A 22,432-nucleotide genomic window follows, 5' to 3' on the forward strand; every position below is an offset into this window, starting at 1 on the left:
TTATCTCCTTGAATATGCTGGAGATACAATGCCTTTTTGCTAATTATGTTCCAAAAGTGAATAGATATGCGCCAAAAAGGAATAGGAAAAATCTAAAGCTAAGATCGAGATCATCATGGTGGGGCATTTTCTTTTGAAACTTTTGTTTAAAGCGCGTTCATAGAGAGTTTTTGTTGATCATAAAAAAGGGGGGTGAAAACGACAAGGCATGCCTATAGGGCTTTATGAGGTCATTATATGGATGCTTTTTTGTTTATATTCTTTCATAAATTTGAATTTTTATCTCATGACAACGTCTTGGTCGATAAACATATGATAAGCGTTACGAATGGGAATATATTTATGTTTCATAAATAAAAGCACATTTTGTATAGAGAGCTCTTTCTTTGTGTTTTAGCTATTGTATTCTTTTGACAAATGCTTTTCTTTTTGATTGTATCAAAAAGTTTAAAGAGAGACCTTGTTAGGATATAAAATGTTTCGTTCAACTTTTTTTAAAAATCGTGAAATCTATGGACCTCTTTGTATTGGATTTGATCCGAGCCATAAAGTTTTGCAATCGTGGAAACTAAGCTTTGATTATAAAGGTCTAAAAGATTTTTGTGATATTCTCTTAACAGCAGTTGTTGGTAAAGTAGGTATTATAAAGCCGCAAGTCGCATTTTTTGAATTATATGGTGTGGAAGGTCTTCAAGCTCTCAAAGAACTGATTGAAAATGCACACGAACAAGGCATATTGGTTCTGGCGGATGCAAAAAGGGGGGATATTGGCTCTACTGCTGAAGCCTATGGTAAGGCTTGGCTTGGTCCAAGTAGTGCGTTCAAGGTGGATGCCATGACAGTTAATCCTTTTTTGGGTTTTGATGCTCTTATTCCTCTGATAAAGGTTGCAGAAGAAACAGGAGCAGGGGTTTTTGTGGTTGTTCAGTCTTCTAATCCAGAGGGGAAACAAATACGAAATGCGCTTATTGGTGACCAGACACTCTCTCTTCATCTTGCACAGTGTATTTGTGATTATAATAGTCAGTCTTCGGTTCTCCATCATAATATTGGCCCCATAGGTGCGGTTATAGGAGCGACATTAGGATCTGAATCAAAAGACACAATCGAGCAGTTAAAAAATAGTCTGTTTCTCGTTCCGGGTATTGGCGCTCAAGGTGGAACAATGACACAACTAGCAAATCAATTTCCACAAAGACTTTTGCAGAATGTTATTCCCTCTGTATCACGCTCTATTACAGATGCTGGACGAAATATTGTTGATTTAAAAAATGTTATCAATCATTTTGCAGAACAAGCGCAAAGCACACTGATGTCTTGAGGATTTTTGCATCTGTAATAAATCTGAAGAATTTTGAGAGGGAGGGCTTTTGAGGGGAATGTTTCCGATTTATCCAGAATCAACAGTTGCTTTGTGGTTTCTTTCAACTAGCACAGATGTCTTTTCATTGAATGTTAAGCGGGCATTTCATGTTGAGCGGGAGGCTATGTTCCTATTGAAAGTACAAATATTTTCAGTAGATTGCCTTAAGGGTAAAGGTTTGCATCTTTTAAAAGCAAAAGCTTATGCATATTGTTACCAGTTTCCAGTTGATAAAGTTATTGCAGCGTTTGTTTCTATAAGATAGACACACGTTATCGGTGAATATATATTGTTGTTAGAGAAAAACATGTCATCAAAACAAGAAAAAACCAAAGCCCGTTTACCCCGTGGGTTTGTTGATCGTACAAGTGCACAGTTGTATGCAACTGAAACAATGATTGCGCAAATTCGTGAAGTTTATGAACTTTATGGTTTTGAAGCACTGGAAACACCAATTTTTGAATATACAGATGTGCTGGGTAAGTTTTTACCGGATTCAGATCGTCCAAATGCGGGCGTTTTTTCGCTACAAGATGATGATGAGCAATGGATGTCTTTGCGCTATGATCTTACCGCGCCTCTTGCTCGTTATTTTGCCGAGAATTTTGAAGTTTTGCCAAAGCCTTATCGCAGTTATCGTCTTGGCTTTGTTTTTCGCAATGAAAAACCAGGTCCAGGGCGGTTTCGGCAATTTATGCAGTTTGATGCGGATATTGTTGGAACACCAACGGTAGCGGCTGATGCCGAAATTTGCATGATGGCAGCCGATAGTTTGGAAAAATTAGGGTTTCAGCATCATGAATATGCCATTCGTCTGAATAACCGAAAAATTCTCGATTGCGTTTTAGAGAAAATTGGTTTGGGGGGAAATGAGCAGGCTGAAAAGCGCTTAACTGTCTTAAGAGCAATTGATAAACTGGATAAATTTGGTTCTGAAGGGGTGCGTTTGCTTTTGGGAAAAGGGCGTTTGGATGAAAGTGGTGACTTTACAAAAGGGGCGGAGCTTAAGGATAAAGAGGTTGAGTGTATTCTTACCTTAACTGCTGCTGGAGCTGAAACAGCAGAAGAAACGCTTGAGGCTCTTAAAGAAGTGGTTGGTGATCATGTTCAAGGGCGTGAGGGAATTCGTGAGCTTGAGGAAATGCAAGCAATTTTTGCCGCAAATGGCTTTCAGAATCGTATCAAGATTGATCCATCGGTGGTGCGTGGACTGGATTATTATACAGGTCCTGTTTTTGAGGCTACGTTGCTTTTTGATGTTTTCAATGATGATGGGCAGAAAGTTGTTTTTGGCTCCGTTGGTGGTGGTGGGCGCTATGATGGATTGGTGGCACGCTTTCGTGGTGAAAACATTCCAGCAACAGGTTTTTCAATCGGGGTCTCGCGCTTGATCGCTGCTTTGCAAAATCTTGGAAAGTTGCCTATGAAGGAGACAACAGGGCCGGTTGTGGTGCTGATGATGGATAAAGAGCCAGAGGCGGTTGCTGGTTATCAAAAAATGGTGATGCAGTTGCGTGGTGCGGGAATTCGTGCTGAGCTCTATTTGGGGGCATCGGGGATAAAAGCGCAGATGAAATATGCAGATCGACGCCAAGCGCCTTGTGTGGTTATCCAAGGTTCACAAGAACGTGAGAGCGGAAAAATACAGATTAAAGATTTGATTGAAGGGGCGCGTTTGTCTCATGAAATTAAGGATAATCAAACATGGCGTGAAAGTCGACCAGCACAAGTGACGGTTGATGAAGATCAATTGGTCAAAACAGTACAGGATATTTTAGCCGCCCAAAAATGATAATGGTAAAAGTCTTTATCGAAGTGATTGTTCGAAATATTTTGGAAATTTGAAATTCAATTTTTAAAATTTGTGCTTTGCTCGTTTATACGTGTTGGTGCACGCGTTCAAAAGCGCGGTTTTGAAGTGTGTGCGGCATAAAAGAGAGATTTTTAAAGAGGTAAATAAGCGCTATTTGCTATAAAATGTGCCCTTCTGAGGATGCAATGATAATGCGTTAAAATGAGCAAAAAAATTTTAACGAAGAAAAAACTCTGAGAAAATTAAAGGGTTTCACGTAACGCTTCTGCAAAAGTTTATAAAAATATTGACAAGTTCATATTGGCTTCATCTTTGAATTCTCATCTATGAGTATCAAATCCTTTGATGTTCTCTTCTTGGACATTACAAAATCTAGCCTTATTGCAAAAGGAGGGAGAACTAGAGCGTTTTATCCTAAAAGACTTTTTAAGCTTCAAAAAACAATGGAATGACTTAAATCGAACAATTTTTTACAGGAGCATGTTTGGATGAACTGTAAGCTGCCATAATGGTAACTTACTGATAATATGCATTTTTCATAAAGTCAATTCTTTAACGGAGAAATGAAAATGGTCCAATATGATTTTACTCTGCTCTATGAACGAAATCCCTTTATTCTTGAAAGACCTGAGAATATTGGAAAATCATTTAAACTTCCTCCTTCAAATTTCGGATTTGAAGATCTTCCGCAAATTACCTTTTCAGGCGCCTCGTCGTGTCGGCGTATGATTTTTGGGCTATCATTTAGTGGTATGAAAGCATTTTTTGTGATGTTGTGGCAGGTAGGGAAAATGTTAGATGAGGGGGATGATGTGGATTTATGGTTTGATCAGATAACATTGGATCATGATATTCTTGAAGAATTTTTGACTTGCGATCTTTCAATTCAAGAACCAGAATATCTTAATTTTGAAAGTTTTAAAGAAGGTATCAAAGAATTAGAAAAGAATAAAATTGTAGCGAAGGGGACAAAAAAAGATTGTTATTTCATCAATCCAGATATTTTTGGTCTTCCTGAATGTGATGAAGATTTTGAGTTCGATGAAGAGGAAGAGATAGAAGCACACTTTACGGTAGAATACCCGAATAAACAACTCCTTTAATCGTTTTTCTCTTAGAGAAAAATAAAGGCTTAGAATAAATGGCTATGAGAACAGCAATGAGTCTGTTTATGGTATGTGAATTGGAATGTTTGCGGGATCTGTTTTGATTTAATATTCTCCATGAATGGTTCTTTATGCAGAGCGGTTTTTATGCCATATTTTCTTCTTTTTATGAGACATAAGTTAATTTGAACTGTGCACCTCTTCAAACAAATGTTTGATCTGTATTTTCTTTCTTGGTACTTTTGTGAACTTTGCAGTAATGATGTTCATAGCTCTTGTATTTTGGCACGTTTACGAGAGGTATTTTTACTCTTTTTAATCGTTTATTCATATGCCAATCCCGCTTGCTAATGAGCAAGAAAATAGTTTTAAGGGATTCAATATAAGAAGGGATAAAATAAAACAATCTTATGATATTCGGCTCCTCTCATTCAATATGCAAAATTATAAATTATCTTTATAAATCAAAGTATTGTTTAATACAAAGTTTTTCTCAGTATGAGAAATTTAGCATTGATCTTGCATATTTCATCAATACGTTAGTCCTTGATGTTTCTGAGAGAGTTTTGCATGAATTTGCGCATTTGGCAATTGCATCCCCATTTTTTGATAGCGTGCAACAGCTTTTAACTCTTTGATTTTTTAGCCCCACAACGGGTCCAGATTTTTCATCAGCAATTTTTCAAACTTTTTCAAAGCAGTTAAAACATAAAATATTTATTGAAAAAATTATTGCTGTAATCTTTTCTCACAGAAGGCGTACAATCAACTTATCGTGTCTGTTTTCACGAATAGATGTTGTAAAAAGTCAACGACACAAATCTTCCTCCTCAGAAAATTTGTGTCGTAAAATTTTGTTTAAATAGACGATTGGGGGAATTAGCTTTTCAAGGCTTTTAAAACATGTTGTGGTGAAGAAACTTCATAAGGATCTGTTGCACAATTATCTGAAAAACCTGCTTCTTCGAACCATTGTTCAACCACACCATCATTAATAACAGCTGCATAGCGCCATGATCGCATGCCGAACCCAACATTGTCTTTTGCAACCAGCATACCCATTTTGCGTGTGAATTCACCAGAGCCATCGGGAATTAACTTCACGTTTTTGATATTTTGTGCTTTTCCCCAAGCATTCATGACAAAAGCATCATTGACGGAAAGGCAATAAATTTCATCAATACCCGCTTGTTTAAATTCATCATAGAGCTTTTCAAAATCAGGCAGCTGAAAGGTTGAGCAAGTAGGGGTAAAAGCTCCAGGAAGAGAAAAAAGAATAACACGCTTTCCTTTAAAGTAAGCATCGCTGTTAACTTCTTGCCACCGATAAGGATTGTCTCCATCCACTGATTCATCGCGTACGCGTGTGTGGAATGTTACATTGGGAACTGTTTTTTTCATCATCATGATGCTCCTGTATTCTTTTACGAAAATTTTGTTTTAAAACAGCCTTCGTATTTAAAAACATATGGCAAAAAGCGTTTTAAATAAAAGGGCTTCTTTAAAAATTCTTACTTCTAACGAGTGTGCAAATATTTCACACTTCCGTCAAGTAGAATTAATGGTCGACTTTGGATACTCTTCACCTTAAAATTATAGGAAAGAATATAAAGGTATTGATATGACCATAAAGACAGTTTTAACCACGGCTTTTGAGGGGCAAAAACCGGGAACGTCTGGTTTGCGCAAAAAAGTGTCTGTTTTTCAACAACCCCATTATGTAGAAAACTTTATACAATCTCTTTTTGATAATATTGGACCTCTTGAAGGAAAAATGTTGATTCTGGGGGGGGATGGGCGCACTTTTAATCGTACTATCCTTCAGATTGTGTTGAAGATGGCAGCGGCGCATGGTGTCTCTTGTGTTAAAATGGGAAGGGGCGGTATTCTTTCTACACCTGCTGTTTCGCATCTTATTCGTAAAACTCATGCCCATGGTGGACTTATTCTTTCTGCAAGCCATAATCCTGGTGGTCCAGAAGGAGATTGTGGTATTAAATATAATATTTCCAATGGGGGACCCGCTCCTAATTCTTTATGTGATGCTATTTTTGCAACATCGCAACGTCTTTCTTTTTATAAAATTCTTGAAGCACCAGATATTGATTTAGATAGGCAAGGTACGATCTTTATGGGAGCCATGCGGATTGATATTATTGATCCTGTCGCTGATTATGTTGCTTTGATGCAGGAGCTTTTTGATTTTGACTGTATTGCCAAGGCTGTTGCTCGAGGTCTTACTTTACGGTTTGATGCCATGCATGCGGTAACAGGGCCTTATGCCCATGAAATTTTTGAAAAATGCTTAGGATTTTCTGAAGGGACGGTGGTTAATGGTATTCCTTTGCCAGATTTTGGAGGCGGTCATCCAGATCCCAATTTGGTTTATGCTAAGGATCTTTATGATTTATTGATGTCAGAGCAAGGACCAGATCTTGGCGCCGCCTCTGATGGTGATGGAGACCGTAACCTCATTATTGGTCGTCAACAATTTGTCTCGCCTTCGGATTCTTTGGCTATTATGGCTGAACATGCACACCTTATTAAAGGATATCGAAAAGGTGTTGTGGGGATAGCGCGTTCTATGCCAACGGGGCGTGCTGCTGATCTGGTTGCGGAAAAACACGGATTAAATTTTTTTGAAACGCCAACGGGATGGAAGTTTTTTGGAACCCTTTTGGATGCGGGGAAAGTAACCTTTTGTGGTGAAGAAAGCTTTGGAACGGGCTCTCATCACATCCGCGAAAAAGATGGTTTATGGGCTGTCCTATTTTGGTTAAATCTTTTAGCGGTAACAGAAAAAACTGTCGCACAGATTGTTCAACAGCATTGGTTCACCTATGGGCGTTTTTACACGTTACGGCATGATTATGAAGAAGTCGAAGCCGATAAAGCTTTGGAAATTATAGAGTATTTGCGTGCGCACTTACCACATGCAGGAACTGAAATTGCTGGATTTTTCGTCAAAAAAGCAGATGATTTTACATATCATGATCCCGTTGATCAGAGCGTTAGCACGCGGCAAGGTATACGTATTTTTTTCGAGAATGGAGCACGGTTGGTGGTTCGTTTGTCGGGAACAGGGACGCTAGGTGCTACTTTACGACTTTATTTTGAACAGTATGAAAGTGATCCGCGCAAACACAATTTTAATCCGCAAGACGTTCTTAAACCTTTGCAACAGGTGGCACTAAAACTGTTAAACATACAACAAGCATTGGGGCGAGATCGTCCTGATATTATCACCTAAGATCATTGGAATGTTTTTTTGTAAAGGTATGATGATTGATCACATGGATGTGATTTTAGGGGTGTGATTTTATGTGCATAAGGGAGATCTTCCATTTTCAAGCTCTCTTTGTTTTTTCCTCCCTTACATATCAATCGGATTCCTCAAACTGCCGGATTCTTAAAACTAAATGCTGTAGTAAATTATAATCGAGCATAATCGGATCATTTATGTCCAATGGGTTTGCTCAATGGCTTGATAGCAATTTTTGTTTAATAGGGGAATGTTTCTCATACAAAACAAAATACGATCATTGTTGCACATTTCATATGTTTGTTTTAAAGAATCTTCTCTCTCAAGACACTAAAAACGCATCTTATGCGTGTTGCTTTGAAAGGGATAACCGGCCATCCATCCATTGAGCAGCACCATTTTTACGCTTATGAGAGAGTAAGACGGCACCATTATTCACTTTGCCCGCTTTCAATGTTGGTTCTTATATTTGAGAGTATTTAGTATTTTGGATAATCGTTTTACACGGCTTTTCCTACTTGTAACATGCAAAAGGCTTTGGTTGTTTCAATGTAAAAGGGGTTGAGAGAATCTCAGCTTATTTATCGGCTCTCATTCAATATACAAAACCATTAACTATGATTATAAATCAGTCTATTATCTAATATTATGACTGTTATCTTTACTTAAATAAAAGGTTAAGTTGGGGACATCATTTTCTTGTTTCTCAATGCTGCAATAGTTTTTAGCTCTCTGAGAACGTTTTATTCAGAGATGTTCCTTTTCTAATTGTTTTGTTATCCATTCGTTAATTGCATTGGTGATGTATAAGAAAATGATTTTGATTAATTTATTAGAGAGAATGCAGTGAGTAAATTTTATGATATGCGAGGGGGTTATTTGAGTTGTATAATGATCAATCATTTTTATAAACTTGTGTATAGTATGTGATGATAGCATTCATGAACACAGTTGGCAGATGAGGATTGAAACAAAGGGAAACATTTTTCTAAAATAATGGACAATAAGCACTTCTTGCTTTATGACCAGTCATAATGAATGATTTTTCTTTTAAAAGGGGAATTTATGACCCAATATCCCAAATGTCCTCGTTGTGATTGTCTTTATACTTATGAAGATGGTGAAAATTTTGTGTGTCCTGAATGCGCACATGAATGGCCACAAAAAAACGATGATACGGTTCTTGCCAATACTGTTTATGATGCCAATGGTCAGATTTTAACAAACGGAGATACCGTTATGGTGATAAAAGATCTGAAAGTAAAAGGCGCTTCATCTGTTTTAAAAGGGGGGACGAAGGTAAAGAATATTCGCTTGGTGGATGGGGATCATGATATCGATTGCAAAATTCCTGGGATCGGTCAGATGAGTTTAAAGTCGGAGTTTGTGAAAAAAGTTTAGGCATTTATCTTCTTGCAATTGTTTTTGCATTTCGTTGGTTTTCTATTTTTACATTCTTCTCTAATTGGGCATATTTTTCTCCAATGGGCTTCTTTTCTTGTTTCATAGATTACACCAATCAGATAGGAGCAATATGTTTTCCTTTATTGCAAAGCCATGTATCGCAGAGAAATAGCGACTCTTTCTTTTCTTTTAATATGCGGTTATGAGGGGACTGGATGTTGACTCATAAGCAACAATAAAAGTGTGCGTTTTATGAGAAAAACAACGCCGTAAAGTAGACAAACTTATTCCTGCTGAATTGAAAAAATATTCTCATTTTTTTATCAGATAATTTCTCAAACAACCATAATAGATCTGGCTTCAATGTATTTATTTTTTATGGGTAGTTACACCTTTTGCGTCATATTTATGGAAATGAGATTGAAAATGATAGAGGAAATTCTTGATTTTAAGAATGGAAAAAGGACGCTATGATCTTGATAAGGTCTTATTGCCATGCATTTTCCAGCTCTTAGTACTGCAACAGTCTCTTATAAAAGTGTACATAAGAGCTATTAAAAATAGTTTTTGTTATTATCCAGTTTGTGCTGTGTAAGCGGACGATTTTGATTGATGCAATAAAAACATAATTGAAATAAGAAGAATGTCAGAATTCTCATTGCAAGTTGCAAAATGTGATCTTTGTCGAGTGTCTGAAACAACATATTGATTTATAATAATAAATTAGCGTTATTCATATTGAATTAGAACCCCGAATAACGTGGGATTCTCTCATTTCAAATCTGTTCCATGTTGAATCAATTAAAATCACTTGCTTGCACACCACACGCGGGGCTGGCGTGTGGGTAAAAATGAGGAAAGAAAGGATTAAAAATGACTCTTATGAATCGTCTTAGTGAAAGAGCTGTCGCATCATTAGGGGCTGGCAGATATGATGATGGTACCGGCTTGCTACAAGAAGTATTTTGCGTGATTTGTCGTTGGAAGCACTGAGAAAGATAGAGCAAATGAGCACTCTATCGTACAATGTTTTCTTTTTTGGGTTTTCTTTTTTTGTAACGAGGTCGTGTTTTCCTCGTTAAAATTGCATGACAAGATTATGAGATAAAATAAATTTAAAGTGCACACCCATGCATTGTACTTCTGTGTACGTATAAATTGGTTTATTGAAACAACTTATGCTCTTAAAAGGGCAGAAAGCTTTTTAAGGCATATGTGGAGGTGAAAGGTGAGTGAAGGTATCATTATTGGACAGATTTTTTTAACAGTACTCTATTTTTATGGCTGCATGGCTTACTTCGAGAATTTCAGGAATAAAATGACGTAAGATCTTTACATTCCATGTTTGAGCGCTGTTGAAGAGGGGCAATCGGTGTGGTTATTTTACCTATTGAGGTCAATATTTATTGTGGCATGGCTTCAACGCCTAAAACTTCAGGGATAAAATGGCGTAAAAGATTTTCAATACCATGTTTGAGGGTTGCCGTTGAAGAGGGACATCCAGCGCAGGAGCCGCGCATATTGAGATAAACAATACCATTTTCAAATCCACGAAAAGTAATATCTCCACCATCATTGGCAACCGCTGGGCGGATACGCGTTTCAAGCAGCTCTTTAATGGTTAAGACAATATCAGCATCTTTTTCGTCATAAAATTCTTCGTTAAGGGCATGGGTTTGTGCTTGTGTTGTAGCGTTGGTAGTGATCACTGGCTCATTGGATAGAAAATGTTCCATGATTGTGCCTAAAATGACGGGCTTGAGATGTTGCCATTCCCCTTCTTTTTTGCTTACGGTGATAAAATCATAGCCTAAAAAGACACCATTGATATTGGGAATATTAAACAGTTTAGCCGCCAAAGGTGAGTTTTTAGCTGCTTCTTCAGGGTCACGAAATTCTAATACGCCCTCAGAAAGAACCACGCGTCCTGGCAAGAATTTAAGAGTTGCAGGATTTGGGGTGGTTTCAGTTTGTATAAACATAGATTCTCCTTTTATAATGAAGGCTTGGGAAGATCTTACATTGTAGAATATTATATTTTTTAGGCAATAGATCTAATATCTTCATCGGCAAGATTGCTAGGAATAACAATGACAGGGATTGAAAAAGCTGTTCCTTTATTCCCGATTAATTGAACAAGGGGTCCTGGTCCTTCTGTATGTCCACTGGCTGCTAAAACAATCAGTGCAATCCTTTTATCTTCGTCGATCAGTTTAGAAATCTCATCAATTTTTTTTCCTTCACGCACTACTATTTCTGTTTCAAGCGCATGGGTGGTGCGGACTTCACTGGCAATGTCTCCTAATATTTTATGAGCACTTTGCTTTGATTCTGTACGCATAACGTTGTTTACACCCAGAAAATGTTGAAATTCTACACTATCAACGACACAAAGTAATACCAATGTTCTACTGGTATTTTGGGCATGCTGTGCGGCAAACGCAACGGCACGCCGACACTCTGGTGTTTCATCGATAATAACTAAGTTTTTTTTCTTTGGTTCTTTTTTCGGATTTTGGGGTTTGGAAATCATGCACTTTCTCTATTTTGTACAAACGATTTTTTTGCTCTCTACAGTTTTTAGTTTTATTATTTTTATGTATCGTGCAAAAATCCAATAATTTCACGAATTTTTTTCATATTTTCTTCTGCGAGCATACTAGCACGTTTAGCGCCATCATGCAAAACAGAGTCGATATAATCATTTTCTTGATGAAGGCGACGTAATTCTTCTGTTATAGGGGCAAGCTTATGGACAACAAGGTCGGCTAGAGCTGTTTTAAAATGCGAAAATTGTTGACCAGAAAATTCTAAAAGAATCTTTTCTTTGCTAACTTTGGCAAAGGCGGCATAAATACCAAGCAGGTTATCTACTTCTGGTCGTTCTTTTAAAGCGGCAAGGGTATCGGGAAGTGGAGCCGAATCCGTTTTGGCTTTGCGTATTTTTTTTGCGATAAGATCAGCGTCATCGGTCAAATTAATGCGTGAAAAATCTGAAGGATCTGATTTTGACATTTTTTTCGTCCCATCGCGCAAAGACATAACGCGTGTGGCTGTTGTTCCAATCAGTGCTTCTGGAAGAGGAAAAAAGCCTTGTCTTTTTTCTTCATCTGTTTGCATAGAGATGCCAAAATTTAATTCGGCAATACGCTGTGCATAGTCGTTGTTAAATTTTTGTGCAATATCGCGTGTGAGTTCAACATGCTGTTTTTGATCTTCGCCTACTGGAACATGCGTTGCACGATAGACTAAAATATCAGCAGCCATCAAAGTGGGATAGGCAAAAAGCCCGATGGATGCTTTTTCGCGATCTTTTCCCGCTTTATCTTTAAATTGTGTCATGCGTTGAAGCCAGCCGATACGGGCAACACAATTAAAAATCCAGGCGAGTTCAGCATGTTGAAAAACACGTGATTGGTTAAAAATAATGTGTTTTTGAGGATCAATACCGGCGGCTAAAAAAGCTGCTGTCACTGTTCTGGTGGATTCGCGTAAAGTAAGGGGATCTGGGTTGACTGTGAGCGCATGCATATCCACAACACAATAGAGGCAGTGATGAGAGTTTTGCAGTTCAACCCAACGCTGAATGGCTCCAAGATAATTGCCAAGATGTAAATGACCACTCGGTTGTACGCCGGAAAAGACAAGTGGTGTGAAGGTATCCATAGGAGTGCTCTTTCTTCAATTAAGGTTATTCATTTTATTGTTTTTGACAAAGTATAGATATTATGAGCGTTTTTTCAAATTTTTAAGCGTGTGAAAAAAGGAACGGGTGTTGAATAAAAAATAGGCACTAAAATAGATCAAAAATATGCCAATCATGATCCCAGCTAAGGTGATCGCGCGCAAGAAAAATGATGCTTGTGAGGATAAAGGAAAAGACAAAAAACCAAACACATTCAATCCGTAATAGAGGGCTAGTGCACTCAAAAGAGTTGCCATCATGAGACATAATATTCGCTTTATCAGTTGGAAGTCGTATTTCCAATAACCGCGTTTGATAAGGACACTCCACAGCAAAAGGGTGTTGGCCCATCCAGAGGTAATTTCAGCAATAACAATGCCTCGTGCAGATAGAATAGGAAATAATGTTAAGGCGAGACTGATATTGATGAAAACGCAAATACCTGTAAAAATCATCGGTGTTTTGGTATCTTCATGGGCAAAAAAATTAGGAATAAAGACCTTAATAAGAACAAAAGCTGGAAGTCCTAATCCATAAAGTTCTAGTAATTGTGCAACATGGTGTGTTGATTGACTGGTAAATTGTCCTCGTTCAAAGAGCAAACTGACAATGGGAGTGGAGAGCAGCAAAAAAGCAATGGATGCTGGAAGTGTTAACAACAATGTTAATTCAATAGAGCGATTTTGTAAATGGTGGGTTTCTTTATGCTTTTTGCTCCGCAAAGCGCGTGTTAACTCTGGTAAAAGAACGGTTGCAACGGCAATGGCAATTACGCCTAAAGGCAATTGATAAAGACGATCAGCATACATCAAAGAAGAGACAGCTCCCGATTGACTAGAAGCAATGTTGGTATTAATAAGCAAATTAATTTGCGTGATGCCACCTGTGATGGCTGCGGGGAATGCTAAAGTTAATAGCTTACGAACATTAGGACTTAAATGGGGCTGGCGGAAGGAAATTTTCATTCCACTTTGACGCAAAGCAAGGGCAATTAAGGTGAGTTGAAGAAGCCCTGCTGCCAATACACCCCAAGAGAGATTTAAGCCGATATGCCAAGCGTCAAGTTTATAGATCCAAGCATAGGCAAGCACACCAATCAGAATAATGTTTAAAAAGAGTGGGGCAATGGCGGCAATAAAATAGCGTCGCAGCGCATTAAGCATACCCCCCATCATGGCAGCAAGCGACATGCAGGTTAAATAGGGAAACATGATTGCAGTAAAGTGAATTGTAGCGTTAAATTTTGTTGCATCTTCGGTAAAACCTGGGGCAATAATGGTTCGTACCAAAAAAGGCATACTCAGTTCCATCGCAATCGTTAACAGTAAGAGCAGCGAAAAGAGAACACCAAAGACTTCTTCTGCAAATTTGCATGCCGTTTCGTGACCTTCTTCAGTGATTTTTTTTGCAAAAAGAGGAATGAAAGCAGCGTTAAAGGCACCTTCAGCAAAAAAACGACGAAATGTGTTGGGAAAACGAAAAGCAGCGTTAAAGGCATCAGAAACAGGACCTGTCCCTAGGGCTGCTGCCATAAGCATTTCGCGTACGAAGCCAAAAATACGGCTCATGAGGGTTCCGGAAGCAACTGTTGCAATTTTTTTAATCAATGTCATAAAGATATATCAGCTTTGTTGTAAAAGAGAAGCGATGACAGGAGAAATAAAGCGTTTTAAATCGTAAAAATCTGATCTCTATCCTAATCAAGGATACTTTTTGAAAGCGTTTTACGACGGTGTTTATCTTTCTGTCAACAATGGTGCTTGAAGACTTTTTTATGCTCCTTGTTTACTGTTGCATTAAAATTTTTATTGTTGCCATAAAATAATTAAAATTTCTTTTTCAAACTGAAATATGCGAGTGATATCATAACAGTTTGAAGGGATATATAATGATAATTTCTCTCTATGGGTGATGTCGTGAATAGTGCAACCCAATACCGTTCTGTTTTATGTGAGGGGTGTGACCCTATTAAAGAACGCAAATAAAATAAAAGCGTGGAGCAATACGCAATTTCCATTATTTATTCATTATTAAAAAAAACAGCGCTTTAGATGTTTTAAAAAGTCGTAAGGCTGAGCTAAAAGGTGATGGTAAAGCTGGTGATTGGTTTTTACTTTTACGACTTTATGTTCTCCCAAAATTTGTCTGCCCTCCCGTTTTAGAGATTACATAAACAAGAGGATAGGAAGATATGATCTTTCAACAGCATTTTTCTTGTTCAGGTTTCTTTTCACAGTTGATGAGGATAAAATCTGAGAAAATAAGATAAAGTTGCTCTCTCATGGTTTCCATTCTCGTTGAGGTGCGATTGATTTGCCGATGAAGGCAAGGGGATAAAGGCTATCATTTTTACCAGAGGGGGAGAAAAAGTTAAAGTTTATGAACCTTTTAGATATTCATTGTCATTGCTTTTGCGTGCGCCGTTTTGTGAGGTTGAATATTTTCTTGTCTTTTGGGACTCTGATTGACGTTTTGTGTCATTTTTTGCACTTTAATTGCTTCTTTATCAAGGGTGTTGGAACATTTTTTTTCATTGTTTTTCTTTATAGATTGATGCTGGATAGATTGATACTGGTTTGGTGCGAAGCGCTCATCGAATTTATGGTTATAAAAATACATGGGTTGTATATGCGGTTCTATCTCTTTTATCTGCTTGACTATTTCCATAATCTCTTTTGCTTTGATGGTTGATGTGCCAAGACTCTTCGCAAGTCTTTCAGGATTATTTTCTTTTATAACTTCATGCTCGTTTGAAGATAAGCGCTCATTGATTTTTTTGATATAAGTCCTTATCTCCCCCCTTAATTCAGGAGAGTTTGATAACATTTCTTGCTGTTGTGCTTTTGACAAGGAAAGGAGATTTTTCATCCAAGCCTTAGGCATTTCTACCGACTGTTCACACCGCCTTTGTTTTACATGATGGGTATGGAGAATGTCTCTTTCTGTTTGTTTAGAAATATTGATATAACGATCAATGGCTCTACAGAGGGGCAAAATATTTTCTTCAGCATGGGCGCGCGCGTTGTTTTTTATGCCAAATACATTGCTACCAGAAAGCTTAGAAATCGATTGGGGAGAGGTGGTAATTTGATAGGTGAGTTGTTCTCCTTCAGTATGATTTTCATGGATCATCTCAATTTTTTCCCGCAAAATATGACGATTGCCATAAATGATTTGGCACAAAGTTTCTATTTCTTTTCTTCTTGCTTGAATGGATGCGTTGTTTTTTATCCTTGTGGCAATTTCATTGTTGGTAAGGGGGGCTATTGTTTGTGCGGGGATAAGCACTTCTTGCTGGTTTTGAATTTTTGGTGCTGTAAAGGAGAGGGCGTCACCGATTTTTAATGTCTGTATTTGCTCTGGGGTGAGATCTTTTTTATTTCCCAAGATGAAAATTCCGTTAGCATCAAGCATAAAGCCATTGGGTCCACTGCCTCTGTAAAAGCCTTTATAGGTATGACCTTCTTTTGCTGTTATAATAAGATGATGATGAATACTCTCAAGCCCGATATGTTTCATACTGTCCATGAATTCTTTTAAAATAAGTATTTTTTCTGGATTTGAGATATCTTCAAGCAGATGTTTCATTTCTTCTTTATCGTTATGTTTTAGCGATGCAATGCTGGCAAGATTCATACGTTTTTCTGTTACAAGAGAAAAGTCGAGTGTGTGGCCAGCAACTTGCCCAAGTTTTTCAAAAAACATTCGTTGCGTGCGTCCATTGCCTTCTCTGAAAGGATGTGTATAGTTGAGCTGTATCAACATTTCAGTGACATGTTCAACAAATGTTTCGCGGGTTAAGCCTTTTAAACTATTCGTTTCAGCAAGTATTTTATCTAAATTTTCTAGTCTCTCTTGTATCTGTTTTGCTGAGGCAAAAGAAATACCAGCTTTTTTCATCATTGGCATATAAGCAACGGTACCATCTTCAAATGTAAATGGTTTTTCGCGTGTTTGTCCGGCCCATTCAAAAGTATTTTTAAATAGGGTGTGATGAATATATTGGAGATATGTGGAAGTTAGTTTTTGCGGTGGCGCTTCTTGGCGTAGATGAATGATTGCTTTTGTTGTATCATGGGCACATTGCACTTTTAATTTTTTATAGTCTTTTATACCATATTTATTTTTTAAGGTGATACTATTAGGGCAAAAGAAATTACGGTACATTGTCTTATTTTCTTCGGTTTCAGGCGGTGATGATAATTTCTCCTGTAAGGTGAGAGGGACGGTGTTCGTTTTTCTTGTACCAGTATCCCAGTATGCCATAGCTTTTTTGGGGGGCTGTTTTTCTATTTCTTGATGATCAGAGCGTGTTTCCTTTGTCATTTTGACAGATATTGGATCATTTGTCGCTGTATTACTGCTCTGTAAAATGTTTTTTTGAAAATCTTTTTGCATTTGCCTCATAGCGGAAGCAGATTGAGCAATTGGTTGTGCCATTTGTTCTTTTTCTTGTTCTTGCAAACTTTTGGGCATAGCTTCAACGCTGTCATGTAAAGTATGAGGGGCAATCCATGGTGAAAAATAGGATTTTCCCTTTTTCTTTGTTTGAATGGATGCGTTGTCTTTGCTCTTTTCAGTTATTTCATCGTTTTTAAGAGTGGCTCTTTTTTCTTCTTTTTCTTCTGGAAGCAATGTTTTTTGCTGGGTTTTTTCTGGGTTTTGAATTTTTGGTGCTGTAAAGGAGAGGGCGTCACCGATTTTTAATGTCTGTATTTGCTCTGGGGTGAGATCTTTTTTATTTCCCAAGATGAAAATCCCGTTGGCATCAAGCATGAAGCCATTGGGTCCACTGCCTCTATAGGTACCATGATAGGTTTCTCCTTCTTTTGCAACGACAGCGAGATAATAATTTTTTTCATCCAATCCAAGCTCTCTCATAGAGTTGGTGAATTCTCGTAAGAGGAGCAATTTTTCTGGATTTGAGATATCTTCAAGCAGATGCTTCATAGGCTCTGGGTTGCCATGTTCCATGGCAGCGGCGCGGACAAAGTCTTTACGTTTTTTGCTCACAAGAGAAAAGTCTAGCTCATGTCCTGCTGCTTGAGAGAGTTTTTCAACAAACAGTCTCTTTGTGCGCCTATTACCCTCTCTGAAAGGATGCAAGTGGTGCAAATCTATCATTATACTAGCTGCTTGTTCAACGAATTCTTCGCGCGTTAAGCCTTGTAAATTATTCTTTTCAGCAAGCGTTTTATCTAACTTTTCTAGTCCCTCCTGTATTTTTCTGCCAATCGCAAAAGGTTTTGTAAATTCTTTTCTTTTCAAAATGGGCATAGAAGCAACAGAGCCATCTTCAAATGTAAAAGGCTCTTGGCGTGTTTGTCCGGCCCATTCAAATGTACGGGAAAAGAGGCGTTGATGAAGGTATTTTAGATAAGAGGCATTAAACTGCTCTGGTAGAGGTTCTTGGTGCAGTTTTATCATTTCTTTTTTTACATCATTAGAACAGCATTCTTTTAATATTTCTTTATCTTTGATGCGGTATTTATTTTTAAGCACTTTGCTATTGGGGTAGAAAAAATTTTGCGCTTCTTCATTGATTTGCTTTGAAATGGCTGCATTAATTACAGAGTGTTGTTCTTGCAATTCTTCCTGTGTAAAGGAGGCACAATGTTCTGTGTTTTCTTTCATGCATATTTCCTTTCAAATGGTAACATTATTTTTTGAAATCTTCTTTGTTTACATTTTTTGCCTTATGTTATTTTCATAGCGTTTTCTTCAAAGAAGAATGCCTATTTGAATGATTGAAAAAATTGACCTTATTCGCATGGAACAAAGTTAAAGTTTATAATTTTGAAGTATTATCGTGAAATTTTATCAATGAATTCTGTAAAATAATGGGGTGTCTTATTCAAAGTTTTCTGTATTTCACACACCGTCTTTGGTGCAATCTTGGCAAGATAATTGCACCAAAGTTTTGGATAAAAAGCCAACAATTAGGAGATTTATCACGACAAAGCCATTGCTTTTGATGTTTCGGCTCTGCGCGGTCGAACATGCGGCTGGTCTTCTTGTCTAGAAGTTGCTGTAACCTCTTTATGCCGCTTTGCTGTTGAGCGTTCAGGCAGCTTTGGAGGCTGCGATAAGCTTTGCTGCTTTTGTAATTTTTTATCGAGATCGGTAGGCGGTTGATGACGTTTTTGTTGTTCTGCCTGATGGTTTTGCACAATGGTTTCTTTTAACTGTTTTACAGTTTCAGCATACTCCTTAATGACGGTACAAAGAGTAGGAAGATGTTCTTCAGCGGCTTTGCGTGCTCCATTTTTTATGCCAAGGACTTGCTTACCAGCAAGTGGAGCAACAGATGCAGAATCCTTTTCAATTTGAAATACAAGCTCTTCTCCCATCTCTGGAATTTTGTGCATATCTTCTATTCTATATTGCAAAATAAATGGATCCTTATAAACAATTTGGCACCAATATTGGATCTCTCTTTGACCATATTGAACCGATGGATCTTTTTGAACTCTGCGGGCAATTTCCTCATTTGAGAGAGGCTTTATTTTCTTTTCTGAATTGAGCGGATTTTGTAAATGTTGATTTGTTAGCTCTTCCTCTTGTGTTTGTCGCTGATGTTGTTGTTCCGTGTGAGAACCTTGTAAAATATTTTCACTTTTTGTATATTTTGAAGTATACACATAACCGTTAATGGCAGCACATAGGGTGGGAAGAGTTTCTTCAGCTTTTCTGCGCGCATGGTTTTTTATGCCAAGAACTTTTCTACCAGCAAGCTTAGAAATAGACTTAGGCCGTTCTGTAACATCCCATAAGAGCTGTTCTCCCATATCGGGGTTTTCTTTGATTGCTTCTATTCTTTCATTTAAAATAAGTCGGTCGCCATAAACCTTTTCGCTCAAAAATCGTATTTCTTCTTGATATGCTACGAGCAATAGCTCTCTTTCCATTGTATTAATAGATGGTTTTTGTTCGTGAGACGGTTTTGGTTGTTCAATTGCTGTGTGTGTAGAGGAAGTTTTTGGGACGACAGTATCGCTTTGTTTTCTGTTTTCCATACGGTGCGTTTTTCTTGAAGGCGGGACGGCATATGTTCCACTGTCTTGTGATGATGAACTGCTTTGCTGCCTGACTTTCATATGTGATGATGTTTTGGGTCTAACACTTGGTTCGTGTGTTTCAGGATTTTGAATTTTTGTGCCGTTTTGTGCTCTTTCTCTCATGCGTGGGGGAAGGGGCGGAGCCACTTTTGTCTGTAGAGAAGGGGATTCTTGAGCAGTTGGTTTGTTTTGTTCTCTATCTTTTGCACGCGGTGGTCTTTGTGGGGCCATTTTTATGCGCGTGGAGGGGCTTTCTTGGGTTTCATGCTTTTGGATTTTTGCGTCGGCTTGTGTTTTTTCTCTCATACGTGGGGGCGGGGGCGGAGCCATTTTTTTTTGCGGGGAAGGGGACTCTTGAACTGTTGGTCTATGTTGTTGCCTCTCTTTTGCACGCGGAGGTTTTTGTGGAGCTGCTTTTGTGTGCGTGGAGGAGCTTTCTTGGTTTTTTGAGTTGGAGATTGTTGTGCCGGTTTGTGTTTTTTCTCTCATGCGTGGAGGAAGGGGCGGAGCCACTTTTGTCTGTAGGGAGGGGGACTCTTGAACTGTTTGTTTATGTTGTTGTCTCTCTTTTACACGCGGAGGTTTTGGTGGAGCTGCTTTTTTTTGTGGGGGAGGCGTCTCTTGGTTTTTGGCGTTAGGAAGCATTGTGCTGGTTTGAGTGTTTGCTCTCATGCGGGGGGGGGGCGGTGGCGCAACCTTTGGGTGGGGGGATAAATTTTCTGGGCGTTTTTCTACAGTTGCTTTTGGCAAACTTTGAGAAACTTGGGAAGGAGGGGTTCTGGTGGGGGATTGTTCAGCCGGTTGTTGAAATTTTTCCATCATTTCGGTGATAAAAGGGGAGGGATTTCTTTTTTTCATGCATGTTCCTTTCAAACTCTTCCAATATTGTTTTTAAATACTATTTAAAAATGTACGTTGGTTTTTATTCTGTTTTATGCTTTTTCATTTGCTTTTATGAGAGAGGATATGAAACTGAATGGTTTTGCATGATTTGACTCTCTTGGCTCAGATCATAATCATTCTCTAAAGATTGTTTTCTCCAGTGTTTGGGTTAAGGGACGGAAAAATAAATTGTGTTTCAATTTTCTCTCTTTCTTGGCGCAAACACCTCTTTCCTGTGTTGCGCCAAGACGTTAGATTCAACGTGAAAACTTATGTCTGTTTAGCTGGCAAAAGCCATCGCTTTTGGGGCGGCAGTTTTGCGAGGACGAATATCTGTTTCTCTTTGTTGCGTAGAGGGTGTTGCTCCTTCATGCGTTACTATTGAAGGCTCAGGGCGTTGAGCAGACTGTGAGACGCTTTGTTGTTGATGCAAATTTTGCGTTCTGTCAGAAGATGCTTCATTGTGTTCTTGTTTTGCCTGCTGAGTTTTTGAAAGGCTCTCTCTTACTTGTGTTACAGCTGTTGCATAATTGTCAGCGGCGTCAATGAGGTGAGAAAGACCCGCTTCAGCATGTCTGCGTGCTTTATTTTTAAAGCCACAAAAGTTACGACCAGTGTATTTGTTAAAAGACTGAGGATTTCCGGCAAGTTGCTGTGCCAGCTGTTCTATTGTTTCAGGGTTTTGGAAAAGCATTTCCACCTGTGATTGCAAAATGTTTGTGTTGCCAAAAACAACTCCGCACCAATATTGGATTTGGGCATGGTGTCTTCTGACTTTTGAATGTTGGTGAATTTTGGTAGAAATTTCTGTCTCTGAAAGCGTTTCTTTTTCGCGTTGATCTGATTTTTGTAGAAGTTTAGTGACAGCTTCCTTCCCCATTAAGCGTTCATAGTTTTTGAGTTCTTGCTCTGGAGATTGTAAGAGGCTCTCTCTTGCCTGTTTTACGGCTTCTGTATAACAATCAACGGTGACACTGAGAGCGGAATAACTCTCTTCCGCTTGTCTACGCACTCGATTTTTAAAGCCCAACATGCTGGTGCCGGAAAGTTTAGCAAGACTTTCAGGATGGGCTGCCATGCGCCATGAGAGCTCCTCTCCTGCAGCGGGATTTCTTTGAATTTCCTGCATTTTTTCTTGCAAAATGTTTGGGTTACCATAGGCACTTGCGGATAAATGTTGGATTTCTTCTTGATAGGTTCGAACCAATGAATGGTGTGGAAGCAATAGAATGATCTCTTCCTCTGAGAGAACTCTTGTTGCCCTTTGTAATGCTGCTTGTGAAGGAATTGTTGCGTGTGTCGTTTCAGCTTCTTGCGGTCTTTTGGTAGAGCCGCCTCTTGTTAACGAAGCTGTTGGATTTGTTGATGCATATACAGTTTCTTCTCTTAAAAGAGATTGTCTTTCCTCATCTTCTTCCAGTATGGATGACAGTCTTTTGCTTTTTGAAGGCGTTTCTTTAAGAAGGGGGGCTGCTGCGCCTGAGACTTCTGCCGCTGCTTGTTCATAGAGCTTTATAAGTTCTTGTATTGAAGAGGATGGAAAAGGATGAGGGTGGTTTTTTTTCATGCATGTTTCCTTTCAAAAATTGTTTTAGAAAACCTCTTTGGTGCATTCTTGCCTTTTATGCTTGGATCGCTTTGAGATAAAAGAAATATCGAGCTGAATGAGCTTCCAAAGATCTGCGCTATTTGCAATCAGCTTAATGGACATTTGTGTCTTTTATACAGTTTTTTTGTGAAATATTATCAATAAGTTATCAATAGTCGGCATGAATTACAGGCGCCATTTTTAGGGCTATTTTTTGTAACATTCTAAAACAATTCTTGGCGCAATCGCGATGAAACGATTTGCGCCAAGA

Annotated in this window: 14 protein-coding genes and 1 pseudogene; 7 read left to right on the plus strand and 8 right to left on the minus strand. The window is 38.4% G+C overall.

Features of this window, described 5'->3' with window-relative positions; genetic code table 11:
• Nucleotides 1-475: 475 nt before the first annotated feature.
• The 4 genes from pyrF (at nt 476) to ACFIMA_RS06290 (ending at nt 4,279) form a co-directional block, all read left to right on the plus strand.
• A complete protein-coding gene (gene pyrF / locus ACFIMA_RS06275) occupies nt 476-1,321 on the plus strand; it encodes an orotidine-5'-phosphate decarboxylase (protein WP_375685325.1) in 846 nt (281 codons plus the stop codon).
• A gap of 58 nt (nt 1,322-1,379) precedes the next feature.
• The gene (locus ACFIMA_RS06280; protein ID WP_375632473.1) at nt 1,380-1,628 is read left to right on the plus strand and encodes a hypothetical protein; all 249 of its coding nucleotides are present in this window, start codon (nt 1,380-1,382) and stop codon (nt 1,626-1,628) included.
• A gap of 42 nt (nt 1,629-1,670) precedes the next feature.
• Nucleotides 1,671-3,155, plus strand: coding sequence for a histidine--tRNA ligase (hisS, locus tag ACFIMA_RS06285; RefSeq protein ID WP_375693227.1), 1,485 nt, complete (start codon nt 1,671-1,673; stop codon nt 3,153-3,155).
• 590 nt (nt 3,156-3,745) lie between these two features.
• Nucleotides 3,746-4,279, plus strand: a complete 534-nt coding sequence (locus tag ACFIMA_RS06290) for a replication protein (RefSeq protein WP_375613583.1) — start codon at nt 3,746-3,748, stop codon at nt 4,277-4,279.
• An 882-nt stretch (nt 4,280-5,161) separates the two neighbouring features.
• Here the strand turns inward: ACFIMA_RS06290 and ACFIMA_RS06295 are convergent.
• Entirely contained in the window at nt 5,162-5,686 is a 525-nt protein-coding gene (locus tag ACFIMA_RS06295; protein ID WP_375632476.1) for a peroxiredoxin, read from the minus strand.
• Between the two features lie 217 nt (nt 5,687-5,903).
• On the opposite strand from ACFIMA_RS06295, the gene ACFIMA_RS06300 reads away from it, so the two are divergent.
• The gene (locus ACFIMA_RS06300) at nt 5,904-7,532 is read left to right on the plus strand and encodes an alpha-D-glucose phosphate-specific phosphoglucomutase (protein ID WP_375693228.1); all 1,629 of its coding nucleotides are present in this window, start codon (nt 5,904-5,906) and stop codon (nt 7,530-7,532) included.
• Nucleotides 7,533-8,609: 1,077 nt separating this feature from the next.
• Nucleotides 8,610-8,945 carry a zinc ribbon domain-containing protein YjdM gene (locus ACFIMA_RS06305; RefSeq protein ID WP_375632470.1) on the plus strand — a complete coding sequence of 112 codons (336 nt, stop codon included), beginning with the start codon at nt 8,610-8,612 and terminating at the stop codon, nt 8,943-8,945.
• Between the two features lie 1,406 nt (nt 8,946-10,351).
• On the opposite strand, the gene ACFIMA_RS06310 is transcribed toward ACFIMA_RS06305, so the two are convergent.
• The 4 genes from ACFIMA_RS06310 to murJ all read right to left on the minus strand — a co-directional run bounded on the left by ACFIMA_RS06310 (nt 10,352) and on the right by murJ (nt 14,246).
• A complete protein-coding gene (locus tag ACFIMA_RS06310; protein ID WP_273723704.1) occupies nt 10,352-10,930 on the minus strand; it encodes a NifU family protein in 579 nt (192 codons plus the stop codon).
• 59 nt (nt 10,931-10,989) lie between these two features.
• Nucleotides 10,990-11,481, minus strand: coding sequence for a universal stress protein (locus ACFIMA_RS06315; RefSeq protein WP_375612177.1), 492 nt, complete (start codon nt 11,479-11,481; stop codon nt 10,990-10,992).
• A gap of 62 nt (nt 11,482-11,543) precedes the next feature.
• On the minus strand, nt 11,544-12,614 hold the full coding sequence (gene trpS, locus ACFIMA_RS06320) for a tryptophan--tRNA ligase (RefSeq protein WP_375693229.1): 1,071 nt from the start codon (nt 12,612-12,614) through the stop codon (nt 11,544-11,546).
• Between the two features lie 60 nt (nt 12,615-12,674).
• Nucleotides 12,675-14,246 (minus strand): murein biosynthesis integral membrane protein MurJ, encoded by a 1,572-nt coding sequence (murJ, locus tag ACFIMA_RS06325; RefSeq protein WP_273790944.1) that lies wholly within the window; start codon nt 14,244-14,246, stop codon nt 12,675-12,677.
• Between the two features lie 312 nt (nt 14,247-14,558).
• Here murJ and ACFIMA_RS06330 point away from each other — a divergent pair.
• Nucleotides 14,559-14,803: pseudogene (locus tag ACFIMA_RS06330) on the plus strand (integrase); the annotation flags it as partial.
• Nucleotides 14,804-15,021: 218 nt separating this feature from the next.
• Here the strand turns inward: ACFIMA_RS06330 and ACFIMA_RS06335 are convergent.
• The 3 genes from ACFIMA_RS06335 to ACFIMA_RS06345 all read right to left on the minus strand — a co-directional run bounded on the left by ACFIMA_RS06335 (nt 15,022) and on the right by ACFIMA_RS06345 (nt 22,140).
• Entirely contained in the window at nt 15,022-18,267 is a 3,246-nt protein-coding gene (locus tag ACFIMA_RS06335; RefSeq protein ID WP_375653262.1) for a BID domain-containing T4SS effector, read from the minus strand.
• A 317-nt stretch (nt 18,268-18,584) separates the two neighbouring features.
• Nucleotides 18,585-20,549 carry a BID domain-containing T4SS effector gene (locus ACFIMA_RS06340; protein ID WP_375653255.1) on the minus strand — a complete coding sequence of 655 codons (1,965 nt, stop codon included), beginning with the start codon at nt 20,547-20,549 and terminating at the stop codon, nt 18,585-18,587.
• A 304-nt stretch (nt 20,550-20,853) separates the two neighbouring features.
• Complete coding sequence (locus ACFIMA_RS06345) at nt 20,854-22,140, minus strand: BID domain-containing T4SS effector (RefSeq protein ID WP_375693230.1); 1,287 nt, start codon at nt 22,138-22,140, stop codon at nt 20,854-20,856.
• Nucleotides 22,141-22,432: the final 292 nt, after the last annotated feature.

This window comes from Bartonella sp. AP88HLJMH (assembly GCF_042195605.1).
GTDB lineage: Bacteria > Pseudomonadota > Alphaproteobacteria > Rhizobiales > Rhizobiaceae > Bartonella.